Below are 20,327 nucleotides of genomic sequence, written 5' to 3' on the forward strand. Positions count from 1 at the left end.
ATGAGCCTCAATATCTTCTGGTTCCTGCCCACCCACGGCGATGGCCATTACCTTGGCACCGCTGAAGGCGCTCGCGCTGTTGATCACGGTTATCTGCAACAAATCGCCCAAGCGGCGGATCGGCTGGGTTTCGGCGGAGTATTGATCCCCACTGGTCGTTCCTGCGAAGACTCCTGGCTGGTGGCCGCTTCGTTGATCCCGGTGACCCAGCGCCTGAAGTTCCTCGTTGCCCTGCGCCCCGGGATCATCTCCCCGACGGTAGCGGCGCGGCAGGCCGCGACCCTGGACCGGTTGTCCGGCGGGCGGGCGCTGTTCAACCTGGTCACCGGTGGCGACCCGGACGAGCTGGCCGGCGATGGGCTGTTCCTTGATCATGAACAACGCTATCAGGCGTCCGTGGAATTCACCCGCATCTGGCGCCGGGTGCTCGAAGGCGAGACCGTGGACTACGACGGTGAGCACATCAGTGTGAAGGGCGCCAAATTGCTCTATCCGCCGATCCAGCAACCGCGTCCGCCGCTGTATTTTGGCGGCTCGTCCGAAGCCGCCCAGGACCTGGCCGCCGAGCAAGTGGAAATGGTCCTGACGTGGGGCGAGCCGCCGGCCGCCGTCGCGCAAAAGATTGCCCAGGTGCGAGCCAAGGCCTCGAAGCTGGGGCGCACCGTGCGCTTCGGCATCCGCCTGCACGTGATTGTGCGTGAAACCAACGCCGAAGCCTGGCAAGCGGCGGATCGGTTGATCTCTCATCTGGACGACGAGACCATCGCCCGGGCCCAGGCGTCGCTGGCGCGCTTCGACTCGGTGGGCCAGCAGCGCATGGCCGCGCTGCACGGTGGCCGGCGCGATAAATTGGAAGTCAGCCCCAACCTGTGGGCCGGCGTCGGCCTGGTCCGGGGCGGCGCCGGTACGGCGCTGGTGGGCGATGGCCCGACCGTGGCCGCGCGGGTCAAGGAATACGCGGAGCTGGGCATCGACACCTTCATCTTCTCCGGTTATCCACATCTGGAAGAATCCTATCGGGTCGCGGAGCTGCTGTTCCCGCACCTGGACGTCGAGCGTCCCGAGCTGCCAAAGAGCCAAGGCTACGTGAGCCCGTTCGGTGAAATGGTCGCCAACGACATCTTGCCCAAAGCCGCGTCCCAGAGCTGAGGCGGCCATGAAGAAAATCATCCACAACCTCGCGCCCTGGGCGGTGCCGCTACTGTTGTTGGCGGTGTGGCAACTGTCGGTATCGGCGGGCTGGTTATCCACGCGAATTCTGCCGGCGCCGTCAGCGGTGATCGAGGTCGGAGTGAGCCTGGTGCGCAGCGGCGAAATCTGGACGCACCTGGCGATCAGCGGCTGGCGAGCCGCAGTCGGCTTTTTGATTGGCGGCGGCATCGGCTTGGCGCTGGGCTTTATCACCGGCCTGTCGAAATGGGGCGAGCGACTGTTGGACAGCTCCGTACAGATGGTCCGGAACGTGCCGCACCTGGCGCTGATTCCACTGGTGATCCTGTGGTTCGGCATCGATGAGTCAGCGAAGATTTTCCTGGTCGCGCTGGGCACGCTGTTCCCTATCTATCTCAACACCTACCACGGCATCCGTAACGTCGATCCGGCACTGGTGGAGATGTCGCGCAGCTACGGCTTGTCCGGCTTCAGTCTGTTTCGCCAAGTGATCCTGCCGGGCGCCTTGCCTTCGATCCTGGTGGGCGTGCGGTTTGCCCTGGGTTTCATGTGGCTGACGCTGATCGTGGCGGAAACCATCTCGGCGAGTTCCGGCATTGGCTACCTGGCGATGAATGCCCGGGAATTCCTGCAAACCGATGTGGTGGTGCTGGCGATTCTCCTGTACGCCGTACTCGGCAAATTGGCCGACCTTGCCGCCCGTGGCCTCGAACGGGTCTGGCTGCGCTGGCACCCGGCGTACCAAGTGAACAAGGGAGGTGTCGCATGACCGCCCAACAACCGCCGCGCCTGCTGCGGGGCATTGCGCTGGCGGTGCGCAATCTGCAAAAGACTTTTGGCTCGCGCCAAGTGCTGCGTGACATTGATTTGCACGTTCCGGCTGGGCAGTTCGTCGCGGTGGTCGGTCGCAGCGGCTGCGGCAAGAGTACGCTGTTGCGATTGCTGGCAGGCCTCGATCAACCCACGGGCGGCCAGCTGTTGTCCGGTTCGGCGTCGCTGGATGCTGCACGGGAGGACACGCGACTGATGTTCCAGGAGGCGCGTCTGCTGCCGTGGAAAAAGATCATCGATAACGTTGGCCTTGGGCTCAAAAGCAATTGGCGGCCGCAAGCCTTGCAGGCGCTGGAGGCCGTAGGGTTGGCTGATCGCGCCCATGAGTGGCCGGCGGCGTTGTCCGGCGGGCAGAAACAGCGAGTGGCCTTGGCCCGCGCGCTGATCCATCAACCGCGCCTGTTGTTGCTCGATGAGCCCTTGGGCGCGCTCGATGCGCTGACACGGATCGAGATGCGGCAATTGATCGAACGCCTGTGGCAGCAACACGGTTTCACCGTACTGCTGGTGACCCATGACGTCAGTGAAGCGGTGGCAATTGCCGACCGGGTGATCCTGATCGAAGACGGCCAGATCGGCCTCGACTTGGCCATCGACCTGCCACGTCCACGTGCTCGCGGCTCCCATCGGCTGGCGAGCCTGGAAACCGAAGTGCTCAATCGCGTGTTGTCCTTGCCCGGCCAACCGCCGGAACCCGAACTCATTTCACCCTTGCCCACGCAGTTACGGTGGGCGCAATGAAGCAGCTTCAAGCGGCAAGCTACAAGCTGCAAGAAGAAGCGCAGTGCTCTTACTTGCAGCTTGTAGCTCGAAGCTTGCAGCTCATTTCGACCCTAGGAGAAAGACCATGACTATCAAGGCCATCAACGTACGCAACCAGTTCAAAGGCACCATCAAGGAAATCGTCGAAGGCGACGTGTTGTCGGAAATCGACGTGCAGACCGCTTCCGGCATCGTGACCTCAGTCATCACCACCCGCTCGGTCAAGGAGTTGGAACTGGCGATTGGCAGCGAAGTGATTGCGTTTGTGAAATCCACCGAGGTGTCTATCGCCAAGTTGTAAGCGATGCCTCACCCACAGCCCCGGACGGCGTGAGCCCTTCGGGGCTTTTTCGTTTCCACGCGAGCGTGGGAACGATCAATTCGAACGCTTGGGCAAATACGGTGGCAGATACAGCCCCAGGTACGCATCGAACACGCGCATGCCTTCCTCTGCCATGCGTGGGGTGATCTGCCCGTGTTGCTGCACCGAGCGGGCGTAGACGCGGTCGCCCAGTTCCATCGCCAGGGCAAACACATCGACGTCGCCGGGCAGGGCCGGCAATGCGAAGTGGCGGTCGAAAAGCTTATGCATCAAGTCGCTCAGCTCGAGGTCGTGCTGACGGTCAGCCTGGGTGATTTCGGCCAGGCCATGCTGGGCCAGGATCAACTGCCGCGCGGCGGCGTCGTCGCTGTAGATCATCAGCATCCGCTGCTCCACCAGCCGCGACAGGTCGTGCCAGTGGTTCAGCGCGGCATGGTCGATTGGCGCTTGCAGGCAGGCGCGGAAGGCCGCGTGTACATCGGCGGTCAGGGCTTCGAGCAAGGCCGGGACGCTGGCGAAAAAGTGATACACGGAGGAGGGCGGGATCCCGGCGCGCTCGGCGACGCTGTAGATCGACAGGCTGGCCACGCCTTCGGCGGCGAGCAGCGTACGGGCGGCGTCGAGAATCGAGTCGATCCGGGCCTGGCTGCGGGCGCGAGGTTTGCGTGGGGTGGCGATGCGCGTCATGGAGGTCTCCTGCGGGGCTGCCGGGCATTGTACGCAGAGCGAACGCGGGGTCCATAACTGCTTCATGTCGGATGGGATTTCCCGTGGCGAGGGAGCTTGCTCCCGCTCGATTGCGCAGCAATCGCAAAAAGCCGGGGCCGCTGCGCAGCCCAGCGGGAGCAAGCTCCCTCGCCACGGGAACGGCGAAAAAAAAACGCCGCGGCCCTGGAGGCCTGCGGCGTTTTCTTTTTTACTGCAACCACTTACACGGTATGCAGGTACCAGTTGTACTCAAGGTCGGAGATGGAGTGTTCGAATTCCTCCAGCTCGCTTTCCTTGCAGGCCACGAAGATATCGATGTATTTCGGATCGATGTACTTGGCCATGACTTCGCTGTCGTCCAGCTCACGCAGGGCATCGCGCAAGTTGTTCGGCAGGCTTTGCTCGTTCTGCTCGTAGCTGTTGCCTTCCACCGGCGCGCCGGGCTCGATCTTGTTGACCAGGCCATGGTGCACGCCCGCCAATACCGCCGCCATCAGCAGATAAGGGTTGGCGTCGGCGCCGGCGACACGGTGTTCCAGGCGCACGGCATCGGAGGAACCGGTGGGTACGCGCAGGGCCACGGTGCGGTTGTCCAGGCCCCAGGTCGGCGAGTTCGGCACATAGAACTGAGCACCGAAACGACGGTAGGAGTTGACGTTCGGGCAGAGGAAAGCCATCTGCGCGGGCAGGGTCTCGAGCACACCGCCGATCGCGTGACGCAGCGCGGCGTTCTGCTCGGGATCCTCGCTGGCAAAGATATTGTTGCCCTCTTTGTCCAGGATCGAGATGTGAACGTGCAGACCATTGCCCGCCTGGCCCGGATACGGCTTGGCCATGAAGGTGGTGTCCATTTCATGGTCGTAGGCGATGTTCTTGATCAGGCGTTTGAGCAGGACCGCATAGTCGCAGGCCTTGATCGGGTCGGCGACGTGGTGCAGGTTCACTTCGAACTGCGCCGGGGCACTTTCCTTGACGATGGCGTCGGCGGGAATGCCTTGCTCCTTGGCACCTTCGAGGATGTCCTGGAGGCAATCCACGTATTCGTCGAGATCGTCGATCAGGTAGACCTGGGTCGAATGCGGGCGTTTGCCGGAGATCGGCGAGCGAGGCGGTTGCGGGCGGCCATTCACGTTCTCCTGGTCGATCAGGTAGAACTCCAGCTCGAACGCCGCGCAGATGGTCAGGCCCATCTCATCGAACTTGGTCACGACCTGGCGCAGCACTTCACGCGGGTCGGCGAAGAAAGGTTCGCCTTCGAGTTCGTGCATGGTCATCAACAGTTGCGCCGTCGGGCGCTTCTGCCAAGGCTCGTTGCACAGGGTGTCAGGGATTGGATAACAGATCCGGTCGGCATCGCCGATGTCCAGGCCCAGGCCGGTGCTTTCCACCGTAGAGCCATTGATATCCAGGGCAAATAAAGAGGCCGGCAGGTTGATGCCTTTCTCGTAAACCTTGTGGAGGCTGGTGCGTTCGATGCGCTTACCGCGCACCACACCATTCATATCCGCAATCAGAAGGTCAACGTACAGAACCTCAGGATGTTCCTTAAGGAACGCGTTCGCTTCGTTAAGCTGAACGGCACGCGGGGGTACCGACATGATGCAACACCTTTGTTGTTAAAAATATCAATCATTGATTGCTTTGAAACCCAGTCAACCCGAACGGCATGCCGAAGTCAAGCGGGGGCTTTTTTGCCCTAAAAAAGCACCTGCAGGGCTTTTTTGGGGCAATTTGGGGCGTTTTTTGCCCCGCAACGGGCTTGCCGCCCGCAGGCTTGAGCGTGCCGTGTTGTATTTTTTACGGGGGTGTTGTGTAAAAAAATGAACAAGGCTAAGCTCGATTCAAACCCATAACAGCAATAATACCGGGGTGCTTCATGTCTCGCCTGCCGTTAATCGGCGTCACCACCTGTTCCAAGCAGATTGGTTTGCATGCGTATCACACCACTGGCGACAAATATGCCCGGGCCGTGGCAACAGCTGCCAAGGGCCTGCCCGTGCTGATCCCCTCGATGGCAGACCTGTTTTCACCGTCCGATATTCTGGACGCCCTGGACGGTATTCTTTTTACCGGCTCCCCTTCCAATGTAGAACCTTTTCACTATCAGGGCCCGGCCAGCGCGCCAGGCACTGCTCATGATCCTGCACGGGATGCCATCACCTTGCCGCTGATCCGTGCCGCTGTCGATGCGGGCGTTCCGGTGCTCGGCATCTGCCGCGGTTTCCAGGAAATGAACGTTGCCTTTGGCGGCAGCCTGCATCAGAAAGTTCATGAAGTCGGAACCTTTATCGATCATCGTGAAGACGACACCCAGCCGGTGGAGGTCCAGTATGGTCCGGCCCATGCTGTGCACATCCAGCCCGGCGGCGTTCTCGCGGGCCTGGGCTTGCCGCCGATGATCGACGTCAACTCGATCCATAGCCAGGGCATCGAGCGTCTGGCACCGGGGCTGCGGGCCGAAGCACTGGCGCCGGATGGCCTGATCGAGGCGCTCTCGGTTGCACAAGGCAAGACTTTTGCTTTGGGTGTGCAATGGCATCCTGAATGGGCGGTAGGCTCTAATGCGTACTACCTTGCGATTTTCCAGGCATTTGGCGATGCCTGCCGAGCAAGGGCAACACAACGCGACGCCGATGCGTCAAACAACGCCTGACTACTAATAGCAGCCAGGAAACTCACGCCTAGAGGCATTTATGAGTAACAACCTCGACCAGCTCACCGATTGGTTGAAAGACCACAAGATCACAGAAGTCGAATGCATGATTGGCGACCTGACCGGCATTACCCGGGGCAAGATCTCGCCGACCAACAAGTTCATTGCCGAGAAAGGCATGCGCCTGCCCGAGAGCGTTCTGCTCCAGACCGTGACGGGCGACTATGTCGAAGACGACATCTATTACGAACTGCTCGACCCGGCCGATATCGACATGATCTGTCGCCCGGATGAGAACGCCGTGTTCCTTGTGCCCTGGGCCATCGAGCCCACTGCCCAGGTCATCCACGACTCCTATGACAAGCAAGGCAACCCCATCGAGCTGTCGCCGCGCAACGTGCTCAAGAAGGTGCTCAAGCTTTACGCCGACAAGGGCTGGCAGCCTATTGTCGCGCCGGAAATGGAGTTCTACCTGACCAAGCGCAGCGACGACCCCGACTTTCCTCTGCAGCCGCCCATTGGCCGCTCCGGCCGGCCGGAAACGGGTCGCCAGTCGTTTTCCATCGAAGCCGCCAACGAATTCGACCCACTGTTCGAAGACGTCTATGACTGGTGCGAATTGCAGGAACTGGACCTCGATACGCTGATCCATGAGGACGGCACCGCGCAGATGGAAATCAACTTCCGTCACGGCGACGCCCTGTCCTTGGCCGACCAGATCCTGGTGTTCAAGCGCACCATGCGCGAGGCGGCGCTCAAGCACGACGTGGCCGCCACCTTCATGGCCAAGCCCATGACCGGCGAGCCGGGCAGTGCGATGCACTTGCACCAGAGCATCATCGACAAGGAAACCGGCAAGAACGTCTTCTCCAACGAAGACGGGACCATGAGTGAATTGTTCCTGCACCACATCGGTGGCCTGCAGAAATTCATCCCCGAGCTGCTGCCGCTGTTCGCCCCCAACGTCAACTCGTTCCGCCGTTTCCTGCCCGACACCTCGGCGCCGGTGAACGTCGAATGGGGCGAAGAAAACCGCACCGTGGGCCTTCGCGTGCCGGATGCCGGCCCGCAGAACCGCCGTGTGGAAAACCGCTTGCCGGGCGCCGACGCCAATCCGTACCTGGCGATTGCCGCGAGCCTGCTGTGCGGCTACATCGGCATGGTCGAGGGCATCGATCCGAGTGCGCCGGTAATCGGCCGTGGCTATGAACGCCGGAACCTGCGTTTGCCGCTGACCATCGAAGATGCCTTGGAGCGCATGGAAAACAGCTCCACCATCGAGAAGTACCTGGGCAAGAAATTCATCACGGGCTACGTCGCGGTCAAGCGGGCCGAGCATGAAAACTTCAAGCGCGTCATCAGTTCGTGGGAGCGGGAATTCCTGCTCTTTGCCGTCTGATGCGCCGGGCGGGGCTGCCATGGGCCCCGCCCCCAATGGAATAAAAGGAGAATTCGCATGACCCGCAACAATCCGCAAACCCGTGAATGGCAGGCCCTGAGCAGCGATCACCACCTGGCACCCTTCAGCGACTTCAAGCAGCTCAAAGAGAAAGGCCCGCGCATCATTACTCACGCCAAGGGCGTGTACCTCTGGGACAGTGAAGGCAACAAGATTCTCGACGGCATGGCCGGGCTCTGGTGCGTGGCCGTCGGCTACGGTCGCGATGAGCTGGCGGACGCCGCCAGTCAACAAATGCGCGAGCTGCCGTACTACAACCTGTTTTTCCAGACCGCCCACCCGCCGGTGCTGGAACTGTCGAAGGCCATCGCCGACATCGCCCCGGAAGGCATGAACCACGTGTTCTTCACCGGTTCCGGCTCCGAAGGCAACGACACCATGTTGCGCATGGTCCGCCACTACTGGGCGATCAAGGGCCAGCCGAACAAGAAAGTCATCATCAGCCGCAAGAATGGCTATCACGGCTCGACCGTGGCCGGCGCGAGCCTGGGCGGCATGACCTATATGCACGAGCAGGGCGACTTGCCGATCCCGGGCATCGTCCACATTGCCCAACCCTACTGGTTCGGCGAAGGCGGCGACATGAGCCCCGAAGAGTTCGGTCTCTGGGCGGCCAATCAACTGGAAGAAAAAATCCTCGAAATCGGCGTCGACAACGTCGGCGCCTTTATTGCCGAGCCGATCCAGGGCGCAGGCGGTGTGATCGTGCCGCCGGATAGCTACTGGCCGCGCATGAAAGAAATCCTCGCCAAGTACGACATCCTGTTCGTCGCCGATGAGGTCATCTGCGGTTTTGGCCGCACGGGTGAGTGGTTCGGTACCGACTATTACGGGTTGAAACCGCACATGATGACCATTGCCAAGGGCCTGACCTCTGGCTATATCCCCATGGGCGGCCTGATCGTGCGCGACGATGTGGTCGCGGTGCTCAACGAAGGCGGTGACTTCAATCACGGGTTTACCTACTCCGGTCACCCGGTAGCCGCCGCAGTGGCCCTGGAAAACATCCGCATTTTGCGCGACGAGAAGATCATCGAGCGTGTCCACGGCGAAACGGCACCCTATTTGCAGCAACGCCTGCGGGAACTGAACGATCATCCGCTGGTGGGTGAAGTGCGCGGTGTCGGTTTGCTGGGGGCGATCGAACTGGTCCAGGACAAGGCCACGCGCAAACGCTACGAAGGCAAGGGCGTGGGCATGATCTGCCGGCAGTTCTGCTTCGATAATGGGCTGATCATGCGCGCGGTGGGTGACACCATGATCATTGCTCCGCCGCTGGTGATCAGCAAGGCCGAGATCGATGAGCTGGTGGCCAAGGCACGGCAATGCCTGGACCTGACGCTCAGTGCGTTGCAGAGCTAAATGCTAGGCTGTGAGCGAGGTGCCGGCATGGGCCTCGCCCGGTGAATAAAAGGCGGGGCTGTTGTTGAAAGCCTGCCCTGTAACTTGCCAGACTACCGCCTGTTCAAGTTGCCCGAGCCGGCTACTGAACTGTGGCTAAGAAGAATAACTGGAGCATTTTTTCATGAAGGCATTAGGTATGAAGATAGCTGGCAAGACCCTCCTCGCCATGTCCCTGGCGGGCGTGATGGCGGGCGCCGTCCAGGCGGACGACAAAGTGCTGCACGTCTACAACTGGTCCGACTACATTGCGCCAGACACGGTCGCCAAGTTCGAGAAGGAGACGGGGATCAAGGTCGTCTACGACGTCTTCGACAGCAACGAGACGCTCGAGGCCAAGCTGCTGGCGGGCAAGTCCGGCTATGACGTCGTGGTGCCGTCGAACAATTTCCTGGCCAAGCAGATCAAGGCCGGCGTCTACCAGGAGCTGGACAAGTCCAAGCTGCCCAACTGGAAGAACCTGGACACCGACCTGCTCAAGGCCGTTGGCGATGCCAGCGACCAAGGCAACAAGCATGCCTTCCCCTACATGTGGGGCACCATCGGCATCGGTTACAACCCGGAGAAGGTCAAGGCTGCATTGGGCGTCGACAAGATCGACTCCTGGGACACCCTGCTCAAGCCCGAGAACATCGCCAAGCTCAAGAGCTGCGGCGTGAGTTTCCTCGATTCGCCGACCGAAATGATTCCGGTGGCGCTGCATTACCTGGGCTACCCGACCGACAGCCAGGACAAGAAGCAACTGGCCGAGGCCGAAGCGCTGTTCCTCAAGCTGCGTCCATCGATCGGTTACTTCCACTCCTCCAAGTACATTTCGGACCTGGCCAACGGCAACATCTGCGTAGCCGTGGGCTATTCGGGTGATATCGAACAATCCAAGAGCCGTGCTGCCGAAGCGGGTGGCAAGGTGAAAGTGGCCTACACCATTCCCAAGGAAGGTGCCGGTTCGTTCTACGACATGGTCGCCATTCCCAAGGATGCCGAAAACGTCGAGGCCGCTTATAAGTGGATGAACTTCATCATGCAGCCGGAAATCATGGCGGAGATCACCGATAACGTGCGTTTCCCCAACGGCAACAAGGCCGCCACCGCGTTGGTGGACAAGGAAATCTCCGGTGACCCGAGCATTTATCCATCGGACGAGGTGAAGGCCAAGCTGTACGCCATCAGCGATCTGCCGGCCGCGACCCAGCGGCTCCTGACCCGCAGCTGGACCAAAATCAAATCCGGTAAATAAGCCGGCTTGAAGCAGTCTCCTGTTGCCGCGGTCACCGCGACGGCGGCAACAGGCGCAATTAAATAACTAAAAGTTTTGCTGGATCGGTTTATCGAGGGTAAGTTGCGCGCCGGTTTTGTTGCAGGGCACATCGTTGCCCGGTAACGGGGGCAACTTGGGCCCAACTATTAAAGAGGACCTCCACGTGCCTGTTTTTTCTTTGTTACGCAACGCCTTGCTGGTCAGTGCCGGCCTGACGCTCGCCGTCAGTGTCCAGGCCGCTTCTACCGTGCATATTTATAACTGGTCGGACTACATCGGCGAATCCACCCTGGCGGACTTCGAGAAAGCCTCCGGGATCAAGCCGGTCTACGACGTGTTCGATTCCAACGAAACCCTGGAAGGCAAGTTGCTGGCCGGTCGTACCGGTTACGACGTGGTGGTGCCGTCCAACCACTTCCTCGGCAAGCAGATCAAGGCCGGGGCGTTCCAGAAGCTCGACAAGGCGCAGTTGCCCAACTATGCCAACCTCGACCCTGCGCTGCTCAAGCGCCTGGACAAGAACGACCCGGGCAACCAGTACGCCGTTCCTTACCTGTGGGGCACCAACGGCATCGGCTATAACGTCGAGAAGATCAAGGCAGTCCTGGGCGTCGATAAAATCGATTCGTGGGCCATGCTGTTCGAGCCGGAAAACATCAAGAAACTGTCCAGCTGCGGCGTTTCGTTCCTTGATTCGGCTGATGAGATGATCCCGGCGATGCTCAACTACCTGGGCCTGGATCCCAACAGCCAGAACCCTGATGACTACAAGAAGGCCGAGGCCCAGCTGCTCAAGATTCGCCCTTACGTGACCTATTTCAACTCTTCCAAGTACATCTCCGATCTGGCCAACGGCGAGATCTGCGTGGCCGCCGGCTTCTCCGGCGATATTTTCCAGGCCCGCGAACGGGCCAGCGAGGCCGGCAAGGGCGTCGATATCGCCTACGTGATTCCCAAGGAAGGCGGCAACCTCTGGTTCGACATGCTGGCAATCCCGCGCGATGCCAGCAACGTCAAGGAGGCCCACGCGTTCATCAACTACCTGCTCAAGCCCGAGGTTATCGCCCAGGTCAGCGACTACGTCGGTTACGCCAACCCGAACCCCAAGGCCGGCGAACTGATGGACCAGGAAGTACGCACCGACGAGGCGGTCTATCCACCGCAAGCGGTCGTCGACAAGCTCTACGTCAACTCCGAGTTGCCGCCCAAGATCCAACGACTCATGACCCGCAGCTGGACCAAGGTCAAGTCGGGTAAATAACGTCAACATTCTTGTTCGTCCGCGTGGGGCGAGCTGCAAATTTTGTGGGAGTTTCGTAAATGGCAGTTGCCTCCGGCGCCTATAAGAAAGCCCTCGAGGGCGACCAGACACCCAAGCAGGTGTTGGTCAAGATCGACCGGGTCACGAAGAAGTTCGACGAGACGATTGCCGTGGACGACGTGTCCCTGGAAATCAAGAAGGGCGAGATCTTTGCCTTGCTCGGCGGTTCGGGATCGGGCAAATCCACCTTGCTGCGCATGCTGGCAGGTTTCGAGCGGCCCACGGAGGGGCGGATTTTCCTCGATGGCGTGGACATCACCGACATGCCGCCCTATGAGCGGCCGATCAACATGATGTTCCAGTCCTACGCCTTGTTTCCCCACATGACGGTGGCGCAGAACATCGCCTTCGGTTTGCAACAGGACAAGATCTCGAAATCCGAGATCGACGCCCGCGTGGCCGAAATGCTCAAGCTGGTGCAGATGAGCCAGTACGCCAAGCGCAAGCCGCACCAGCTCTCCGGTGGCCAACGCCAGCGCGTGGCCCTGGCCCGTTCCTTGGCCAAACGACCGAAACTTCTACTGCTCGACGAGCCGATGGGCGCCCTGGACAAGAAGCTGCGCTCGCAAATGCAGCTTGAGCTGGTGGAGATCATCGAGCGCGTGGGCGTGACCTGCGTCATGGTGACCCACGACCAGGAAGAAGCCATGACCATGGCCGAGCGCATCGCGATCATGCACCTGGGCTGGATCGCCCAGATCGGCAGCCCGATCGACATCTACGAGACCCCGACCAGCCGGCTGGTCTGCGAGTTCATCGGCAACGTCAACATCTTCGAGACCGAAGTGGTGGAGGACGCCGAGGGCCACGCGGTGCTGGCCTGCAAGGACCTGGACCGCAACATCTACGTCGGCCACGGCATCAGCACCTCCGTGCAGGACAAGGCCGTGACCTATGCCATTCGCCCGGAGAAACTGCTCGTTACCTCCGAGCAGCCGACCTGTGAGCACAATTGGTCCAGCGGCAAGGTCCATGACATTGCCTACCTGGGCGGCCACTCGGTGTTCTACGTTGAATTGCCAAGCGGCAAGCTGGTGCAGTCATTCGTGGCCAACGCCGAGCGTCGCGGCCAGCGTCCGACCTGGGGCGACCAGGTGTTCGTCTGGTGGGAAGACGACAGCGGCGTGGTGCTTCGCTCATGAACATGCGCAAACTCAAACGCCGACTCGCCCGAATAACGCCCGGTGGCCGTCAATTGGTCATCGGGGTGCCCTTCATCTGGCTGTTCCTGTTCTTCATGTTGCCGTTCTTCATCGTATTGAAGATCAGTTTCGCCGAAGCCGATGTCGCCATCCCGCCGTACACCGAGATCTATAGCTACATCGACCAGAAGCTGCAAGTGCTGCTCAACCTCGGCAATTACGTGATGCTCAGCGAGGACGAGCTGTACATCGCTGCCTACCTCGGCTCGCTGAAAATGGCCCTGATCAGCACGGTGCTGTGCCTGTTGATCGGCTACCCGATGGCCTACGCCATCGCCAACGCCCGTAAAGAGATGCAGACGGTGTTGGTGTTGCTGATCATGATGCCGACCTGGACCGCGATCCTGATCCGCGTCTACGCGTGGATGGGCATCCTCAGCAACAACGGTTTGCTCAATGGCTTTTTGATGAGCATGGGCTGGATCAGCGAACCGCTGCAAATCCTCAACACCAACCTGGCGGTGTACATAGGCGTCGTCTATTCCTACTTGCCCTTCATGATCCTGCCGCTGTACGCCAACCTGGTCAAACACGACCAAAGTCTGCTGGAGGCCGCCTCCGACCTGGGCTCGAGCACCTTCAACAGCTTCTGGAAAATCACCGTGCCGCTGTCCAAGAACGGCATCGTCGCAGGCTGCATGCTGGTGTTCATCCCCGTGGTGGGCGAGTTCGTGATCCCGGAACTGCTGGGCGGCCCGGAAACCCTGATGATCGGTAAAGTGCTGTGGCAGGAATTCTTCAACAACCGTGACTGGCCGGTGGCATCCGCCCTGGCGGTGGTGATGCTGGCGATCCTGATCGTGCCGATCATCTTGTTCAACCGTAGCCAGGCCAAAGAAATGGAGGGCAAGGAATGAAGCGCTTCCGTTTTTCAAGCCTGATGCTGGTGCTGGGTTTGCTGTTCATCTACGCGCCGATGCTGATCCTGGTGATCTACTCGTTCAACGCCTCGAAACTGGTGACGGTGTGGGGCGGCTGGTCGGTCAAGTGGTACGTCGGCCTGCTGGACAACAGCCAGCTGATGGGCTCGGTGATGCGCTCGCTGGAAATCGCCTGCTACACGGCGATTGCCGCGGTGGCCCTCGGTACGCTGGCGGCCTTCGTGCTGACCCGCATCACCCACTTCAAGGGGCGCACGCTGTTCGGTGGCCTGGTCACCGCGCCGCTGGTAATGCCGGAAGTGATCACCGGCCTCTCGCTGTTGCTGCTGTTCGTGGCGATGGCGCAAATGATCGGCTGGCCCCAGGAACGTGGCATCGTCACGATCTGGATCGCCCACACGACCTTCTGCGCGGCGTATGTGGCGGTGGTGGTCTCGGCGCGCTTGCGTGAGTTGGACCTGTCCATCGAAGAAGCGGCGATGGACCTCGGGGCGCGGCCGTGGAAGGTGTTCTTCGTGATCACCATCCCGATGATCGCGCCGTCGCTGGCGGCGGGCGGCATGATGTCGTTCGCCTTGTCCCTCGACGACCTGGTGCTGGCAAGCTTCGTTTCCGGCCCTGGCTCGACGACCTTGCCGATGGAAGTGTTCTCGGCGGTACGCCTGGGGGTCAAGCCGGAGATCAACGCCGTGGCGAGCCTGATCCTGTTGGCAGTGTCCCTGGTGACCTTCCTGGTTTGGTACTTCAGCCGTCGCGCCGAAGAAAACCGCAAGCGGGCGATCCAGCAAGCCATCGAGGAAAGTGCCGCCGATTCCTGGAAACAACCGCAGGTACGCCGCCCCGAGACCGCTTCGGTCTAACCCGACGCACGACCCACGGTGGGAGCAGGCTTGCTCCCGCAGTGGTCTGTTCGTTCACTTCTTCAGCGCATCATGGGCGGTTGATGGCCAAAAGATTCACTCCGCCCTGGCGGGTAGCAGTTTCAAGGTGCTGCGGCTATTGGCCGTGACTTCTTCCTCGGCCAGGTGCGCCTGGTGATACAAGCCCTCGATGTAGGCTTCGGCCTGGTCCTCGTAGTGCTTGTCGAACGGCACGCCGCTCTGGCCGACAGGGTTGATGGTGAGGCTGTGGGTCGGGTCGGCAAAGTCGATGATGCGTCGGGTGGAGGGGCCGTAGGTCACTGGCCAGGGCGCTGGGCCAATCTTCGCCGAGAGATTGTTGGGTACTTCATGGGTGCCGGGCGCCGCGAACGGGCCGACATTGAAGATCCGGTCCAGCGGTTTTTGCTGGCCCAATGGATGTCCGTGGGTCAGGGTGTGGGCCTTGCCCCACTGCCATTGGCTGGCATCCTGGCCCAGGGTGGCTTTCAAGTGCACCACGGTTTTGTTCCAGGCTCTGATCACCGTATCCGCACGGGTTTCGGTGCCCAGTGTCGAGCGATCATCCCACCATGGCGAGTCCTTGGCGGCGGCCAGGCGTGGAAGCGCGGCGTCAATCACGCGGGTCGACAGCGCCGTCTCGAAAAAGCCATCCCCTAGTTCATCGCGCAGGGCGGTGTCGGCCAGGTCGAACAGCATTTGGTTGAACAGCGTGGCGCTGACCGAATCCAGTGGATAGTCACCCTTCCACTGGGCCAGTTGCTCGACCCATTTGCGCTCCTGCGGGTCGCTGACCGCTTCGCGCAGTATCGGCAACAAGGGTGCAAGCAGGCGCGGGCCATAAGCGGTGGTGGTGCCCAATTGCAGCTTCTGGGTGGTCTGGAGGTCCCACTTGGCCTGCTTGTCGCTCAACTGCTGGTCGAGCTGCTGGCCGCGGTCGGGAAGATTGTAGTAGCCGGGAATTTCGATCCCGCTGGCCGGCACCGGCTGGAAATTCGCCGAGAGAACGTAGCCCCGGGCCGGATTTTCTTCCTGGGGGTTGCTGCTGAAAGGATAGAGACCTTCTTTTTCCGCTTCAGCAGCGCTGCCGTCGAGGATGAAACCGGGCTTCACGCCGTCCGGCCGCTTAGGCAATTGCGCCGCGGCCCACCAGCCGATATCGCCCTTGGCGTTGGCCCAGACCACATTCAGCCCCGGGGCATGGATCTTGGCCGATGCGCCGCGGGCCTTGGCGAGGGTGTCGGCGCGGTTGAGCTGGTAGAAAGCTTCGAGGATCGGGTTGCGACTCTCCAGGAACCCCCACCACATGGCGACCGGGGTCTTGCCGGCGTTGGCGCCGAGGGCGTCGTTGACGATCGGCCCATGGGGCGATTGGCGCAGCACCAGGGTTACGGGGGCCTGGCCCTTGACCGCGACCTGCTGTTCGCTACGGGTCATGTCCACCCATTTGTCGCGGTACCAGACTTGTTCAGGGTTGTCCGGGTTGGTCTTCTCGGCGATCAAGTCCAGGTCGTCGTTCTGGAACATGGTGATGCTCCAGCCGAAATCCTTGTTCATGCCCAGCGTTGCAAAGGGCACCAGCGCCTGGTATTGGCCGTAGAGCTCGAAACCTGGCGCCGACAAGTGCGCCTCGTACCACACCGACGGCGCGGAAAAGCGAATGTGCGGGTCACCCGCCAGCAGGGGTTTGCCGCTGTGGGTGCGACTGCCGGAAACCGCCCAGGCGTTGCTCCCCTCGAACTGCGGCAGGCCGTTATCGGCCAAGGCTTGCTCGCTCAGCCGCGCCAGGGCATTGAGGCCTTTCCAATCGGTGGCGGTCAGTGACGGAGCGCTTGCGGGACTCTGCGGCAAAACGCCCTGGGACTGCCAGTCGAGGTCGAAGATGCTCAGGTAATCGGCACCAAGCTCGTCGCGCACATAGGTCAGCAAGGGTTCGGTGCGAAAGGCGGCGGCAAAACTGTACGCCATATAGCCGACGATGCTGGCGGTATCTTCAGCGGTGAACGGACGCTTGGGAATGCCCAGTACATCGAACTCCAGCGGCCGGGCATGGGTTTGCTGATAAGTGTTGATGCCGTCCAGGTACGCCTGTGTGGCGATCCACGCCGGGGACTGGCGATCCTGCTCGGCAACGTAGCTGGCGGCGCGCTCACGAATGCGCAGGCTGCGCATCAGCTTGTCGGTGTCGAGCAGCTTCGGCCCGAGGATTTCCGCCAGTTCACCGCGGGCGAGGCGGCGCATGATCTCCATCTGGAACAGCCGGTCCTGGGCATGGACATAACCGAGGGCGCGATACAGATCAGTTTCGTTCTCGGCGCGGATGTGCGGCACGCCGCGTTCGTCGTAGCGCACCGTCACCGAGCCCTGTAGCCCTTGCACTTGCACCGTGCCCTGGCGGGTGGGCTGCTTGCTGTAGAGGTAGCCGCCCGCGACGATCACGGCGGTGACGACCAGTGACAGGAAGGCGATGAGGGTGCGTTTCATGGTCATTCCTTAGGCGAGTGGCAGCGGTCCCGTTGATCCCCTGTTTAACACGCGAGCGCTTCCTGGCGCATCGTTCCTCGGAAGGATTTTTCCCAGGCAAACCCATTCCCGTGGCGAGGGAGCTTGCTCCCGCTCGGCTGCGCAGCAGTCGTAAACCGGTCAATGCGATATCACTGAATAACCATGGTGCCTGGCTTTTGGAACTGCTGCGCAGCCCAGCGGGAGCAAACTCTCCTCGCCACGGGTCGCGGTCGAGCTGCCAAGTGAAGTGTGTCGGAGCGTGTCGCAAGGGCTGGCGCAGGAACTTCCTGCGGCCAGCGTGGAGGGAGGGATGCCGGACCATCGATGATGCTCCGGCGGCTTTCTCAGGTTGGTCGGGGGGTGGGCGTTTGTTCGTTGGACGGTCCGCCCAGGGGTGGCGCTTCGCCGCGTTCGGCCAGTTCTATGTTGTCGCCAGCGGGAGCATTTTTAGGCCTCGTGGCTACGCTTTTAACCCAATCGGCGCTCAGGTTAAGTGCGGTGACAGACGTTTGCGGGATGATCTGGCTGAAGCCTCGGGACACGTGATAGGCGTTCTCGATGGCGAGCCGCGCGCCTTCGGACTGGGTGTGCGGCAGTGTTTCCCGATTTGGATGGAAGGTGTTCTGGAGTGCTACGTTGCCTCGCTTGGTCAGGTCATCCTTGCCGTCGCCCAATGCCTTGCCTTCGAGCGGTGCCGTCACGCTGTTGGGAAAGAATGGCATCAGCGTCAGGCCGGAAGAGAAGAAGGTTGCGATGATCTGTTCCATTTTCTCCCTCACCTCCGGATCTTCGCCCACCGCGGCCGCGTCTCCCACCGCTGTGCGCATGGCTATCCCTTCGCCCGCGCCAATGATCCGGGCGGCAACATCGCTGATGTTGGCCAGGTTGAACGGGTTGAGTTTGCCTGTCGCTTCGGAGAATGCCTTGGGCAGGAGCTCCTTCCACTCGCGGTTCTCCTTGGTGACGCGATAGGTGGGGATCTGCTCATCGCCATGGGTCTGGGCATATTTGGCCACTGCCTGGCCGCCCGCCATGAAGGTGCCGCCCACCGCCGAAGCGGCGCTGCGGGCAGCGATCCCTGACGCGTTGATGGAGGTGAACAGGTCCAGCGTGTCGCGTACCGCGTGGGCGGCACCGAAGGCCAGGTAGCCGGTGAAGTCGCCACTCATGGTCCCGAAGTTGTTGGCGTTCTGTTTGAGTTTGAAATCGGCGCGCTTTTCGCTTTGTGTCGCGTCGAGGGTTTCGAACTGTGGGTTGGCGACTCGGCGGCCGTTCACGGTGATGTCTTGCAGGGCCTTGGGGTACACCGCCAGCGGATCGACTTTTTCCAACCCCCTGCCGATGGTCTTGTCGACGAGGATCTGGACGAACGGGCGAAGGCCGTCGCTGATCACCTTATGTGCGCCGCCAAGGACCGCTGAAGTTGCCGCCACATGTTCGCCAAAAGGCCGATCCGCCATCTTCTCATCGATCGCCGCAGTGCTTGCACCGAAGTGTCCGGCAGAGGCGAAACCCTGGGGGATTCCCGCATCGGCGAATACGGCCAGGCCCGTCACGAAACCACTGTGGGTCTTGAGTTCGGCCACATAATCCTGGCGTGCGACGTTCTTCAGCGCGGTGTCCAGCACCTCGTTCTTCTTCGTCGCCGTGGCCAGTGCGCTAGGGTTGTCGTCCTCTTTTTCCACGAACTCGCCAAGCTCTTCCTTGACCTTGTTCAACTGGGTCAGTTCGGCGCTCGCCTGAGTGCGTTCGGCCTCGGAAAGGTCCTGGTTGCTCGCGGCTTGTTGGGCATGCTCGATCCGGCTTGCGAGGAAGTCATCCAAGCGCTGGGGCATGTCTTGTGCCATGGCTTGCATGACGCCTTTGGCATAATTGCGGAAGGCGGCGTGACTGCTTTGCAATGACTTCAGGCCATCTCCCTCCGGGGTGCTGTCGATGACCTCCTGACACAACGAGTGGTAGGCGCCGAGGGTGTTACCCACGCGCCCGCAATGTTTGTCCCAGACGGCTGCGAAACCACCGCTTTCGTTCCTGGCGGCCTTGCTCATGCCCAGGTACTGATTGAAGTCCTTGGCGAATGCCTCGGTTTCTTCCTGTCCCGAGAGCATCGGGTGGGTCGCGCCGCCCAGGCCGGCCAGATGCTTGCGCACCTCTTGGTAGCTGGTGCCTGGCGCGTATTCCAATGCCTTGCCTTCCAGCGCCATGTGCGCCCGCGCGAAGCCGATAGGGTCGCTCTCGGGGTTCATTTTGCCGAGATTTTTGATATCCGCAGTCAGGCGGCTCTGCATGGAAGTGAATTTTTTCGCCGTCGCCTCGCTGGCGTCGCCGGCGAAATGGTAGGGCACCAACGACGTGGTGGAGGGGCGAACCTGCTCGGACAGGCTGGTTCTCACCGGCAAGATCCGATCGTCCTGTTGCGGGGGTAATGGCGCCGAACCCGAGGTTCCGCCTACTGATGCTGCTGGCATGTCGTGTTCTCCTTCCTAGATCGACAGGGCGTTGTTGAGCCCTGTGCTACGCGGGGTGGGTTTGTGCTGGGTGGGCTTGGCGGCTTCGTTTGGGCGAGTACCGTCGAAGAAGTAGCCATCGCGCCAGATCAGTGCCATGTCGGCGGCACCGCCCATCAGCCCGAGCAGGCGCTCGGCCGTGAGGCCGTCCAGGGGGACGTGGCCGATCAGGACGACCTGTTTGCTGTCGTGGTTGTACGACAGCGATGGGCAGAACGCCCCGCTCAGCAAATACAGGTTGGTTTCCAGCAGCCGTTGCAGGACCGCTTCGCGATTCGCCACGGGCAACGGTCCGAAGCCGCAGTAGATAAAAACATCTCCCTCGCCCACGCCAGGCGTGTGCTTGAGGGAAAAATCCACATCCTTGACCGACAGGTTCGCCTCTTCGTAGAACGCCGACGGGACAGGAATCATCGTGAGTTCGCACAGCTGATCGATCAGCTTGCAATAGGTGGGTGACGCCATGATT

17 protein-coding genes are annotated in these 20,327 nt (G+C 61.1%); 12 read left to right on the forward strand and 5 right to left on the reverse strand.

Annotated features, from left to right (window positions below):
• The 4 genes from ssuD (at window position 1) to J3P82_RS01450 (ending at window position 3,064) form a co-directional block, all read left to right on the forward strand.
• Window positions 1–1,149: an FMNH2-dependent alkanesulfonate monooxygenase gene (gene ssuD, locus J3P82_RS01435; protein ID WP_434560126.1), complete on the forward strand. Its 1,149-nt coding sequence runs from the start codon at window positions 1–3 to the stop codon at window positions 1,147–1,149.
• A gap of 7 nt (window positions 1,150–1,156) precedes the next feature.
• Window positions 1,157–1,939, forward strand: a complete 783-nt coding sequence (gene ssuC / locus J3P82_RS01440) for an aliphatic sulfonate ABC transporter permease SsuC (RefSeq protein ID WP_434560128.1) — start codon at window positions 1,157–1,159, stop codon at window positions 1,937–1,939.
• On the forward strand, window positions 1,936–2,742 hold the full coding sequence (gene ssuB / locus J3P82_RS01445) for an aliphatic sulfonates ABC transporter ATP-binding protein (protein WP_434560130.1): 807 nt from the start codon (window positions 1,936–1,938) through the stop codon (window positions 2,740–2,742). Before ssuC ends, ssuB begins: the two co-directional genes overlap by 4 nt.
• A 106-nt stretch (window positions 2,743–2,848) precedes the next feature.
• Window positions 2,849–3,064 (forward strand): TOBE domain-containing protein, encoded by a 216-nt coding sequence (locus J3P82_RS01450; protein WP_003177394.1) that lies wholly within the window; start codon window positions 2,849–2,851, stop codon window positions 3,062–3,064.
• Window positions 3,065–3,139: 75 nt separating this feature from the next.
• Here the strand turns inward: J3P82_RS01450 and J3P82_RS01455 are convergent, their stop codons facing one another.
• Window positions 3,140–3,772, reverse strand: coding sequence for a TetR/AcrR family transcriptional regulator (locus J3P82_RS01455; RefSeq protein ID WP_434560132.1), 633 nt, complete (start codon window positions 3,770–3,772; stop codon window positions 3,140–3,142).
• Between the two features lie 242 nt (window positions 3,773–4,014).
• Window positions 4,015–5,391: a glutamine synthetase family protein gene (locus J3P82_RS01460; protein WP_434560134.1), complete on the reverse strand. Its 1,377-nt coding sequence runs from the start codon at window positions 5,389–5,391 to the stop codon at window positions 4,015–4,017.
• A gap of 278 nt (window positions 5,392–5,669) precedes the next feature.
• Here J3P82_RS01460 and J3P82_RS01465 point away from each other — a divergent pair, with 278 nt between their 5' ends.
• From J3P82_RS01465 to J3P82_RS01500, 8 genes are all read left to right on the forward strand, one after another.
• Window positions 5,670–6,446: a gamma-glutamyl-gamma-aminobutyrate hydrolase family protein gene (locus J3P82_RS01465; RefSeq protein WP_434560136.1), complete on the forward strand. Its 777-nt coding sequence runs from the start codon at window positions 5,670–5,672 to the stop codon at window positions 6,444–6,446.
• Window positions 6,447–6,486: 40 nt separating this feature from the next.
• Window positions 6,487–7,845, forward strand: a complete 1,359-nt coding sequence (locus J3P82_RS01470) for a glutamine synthetase family protein (protein ID WP_434560138.1) — start codon at window positions 6,487–6,489, stop codon at window positions 7,843–7,845.
• Window positions 7,846–7,902: 57 nt separating this feature from the next.
• The gene (locus J3P82_RS01475) at window positions 7,903–9,267 is read left to right on the forward strand and encodes an aspartate aminotransferase family protein (protein ID WP_434560140.1); all 1,365 of its coding nucleotides are present in this window, start codon (window positions 7,903–7,905) and stop codon (window positions 9,265–9,267) included.
• Between the two features lie 178 nt (window positions 9,268–9,445).
• The gene (locus J3P82_RS01480; RefSeq protein ID WP_434563664.1) at window positions 9,446–10,543 is read left to right on the forward strand and encodes a polyamine ABC transporter substrate-binding protein; all 1,098 of its coding nucleotides are present in this window, start codon (window positions 9,446–9,448) and stop codon (window positions 10,541–10,543) included.
• 184 nt (window positions 10,544–10,727) lie between these two features.
• Window positions 10,728–11,825: a polyamine ABC transporter substrate-binding protein gene (locus J3P82_RS01485; RefSeq protein WP_434560142.1), complete on the forward strand. Its 1,098-nt coding sequence runs from the start codon at window positions 10,728–10,730 to the stop codon at window positions 11,823–11,825.
• 59 nt (window positions 11,826–11,884) lie between these two features.
• Window positions 11,885–13,027: an ABC transporter ATP-binding protein gene (locus tag J3P82_RS01490; protein WP_434560144.1), complete on the forward strand. Its 1,143-nt coding sequence runs from the start codon at window positions 11,885–11,887 to the stop codon at window positions 13,025–13,027.
• Window positions 13,024–13,944: an ABC transporter permease subunit gene (locus tag J3P82_RS01495; protein ID WP_434560146.1), complete on the forward strand. Its 921-nt coding sequence runs from the start codon at window positions 13,024–13,026 to the stop codon at window positions 13,942–13,944. The genes J3P82_RS01490 and J3P82_RS01495 overlap by 4 nt, the downstream gene beginning before the upstream one ends.
• Window positions 13,941–14,828 (forward strand): ABC transporter permease subunit, encoded by an 888-nt coding sequence (locus tag J3P82_RS01500; protein WP_434560148.1) that lies wholly within the window; start codon window positions 13,941–13,943, stop codon window positions 14,826–14,828. The genes J3P82_RS01495 and J3P82_RS01500 overlap by 4 nt, the downstream gene beginning before the upstream one ends.
• Before the next feature lie 96 nt (window positions 14,829–14,924).
• On the opposite strand, the gene J3P82_RS01505 is transcribed toward J3P82_RS01500, so the two are convergent.
• The 3 genes from J3P82_RS01505 to J3P82_RS01515 form a co-directional block, all read right to left on the reverse strand.
• Entirely contained in the window at window positions 14,925–17,330 is a 2,406-nt protein-coding gene (locus J3P82_RS01505; RefSeq protein WP_434560150.1) for a penicillin acylase family protein, read from the reverse strand.
• Between the two features lie 365 nt (window positions 17,331–17,695).
• Window positions 17,696–19,819 (reverse strand): type III effector, encoded by a 2,124-nt coding sequence (locus J3P82_RS01510; RefSeq protein WP_434560152.1) that lies wholly within the window; start codon window positions 19,817–19,819, stop codon window positions 17,696–17,698.
• Window positions 19,820–19,834: 15 nt separating this feature from the next.
• Window positions 19,835–20,323, reverse strand: coding sequence for a CesT family type III secretion system chaperone (locus J3P82_RS01515; RefSeq protein ID WP_434560154.1), 489 nt, complete (start codon window positions 20,321–20,323; stop codon window positions 19,835–19,837).
• Window positions 20,324–20,327: the final 4 nt, after the last annotated feature.

Source organism: Pseudomonas sp. Z4-20, from assembly GCF_051131955.1.
In the GTDB taxonomy this organism is placed as follows: Bacteria; Pseudomonadota; Gammaproteobacteria; order Pseudomonadales; family Pseudomonadaceae; genus Aquipseudomonas; species Aquipseudomonas marvdashtae.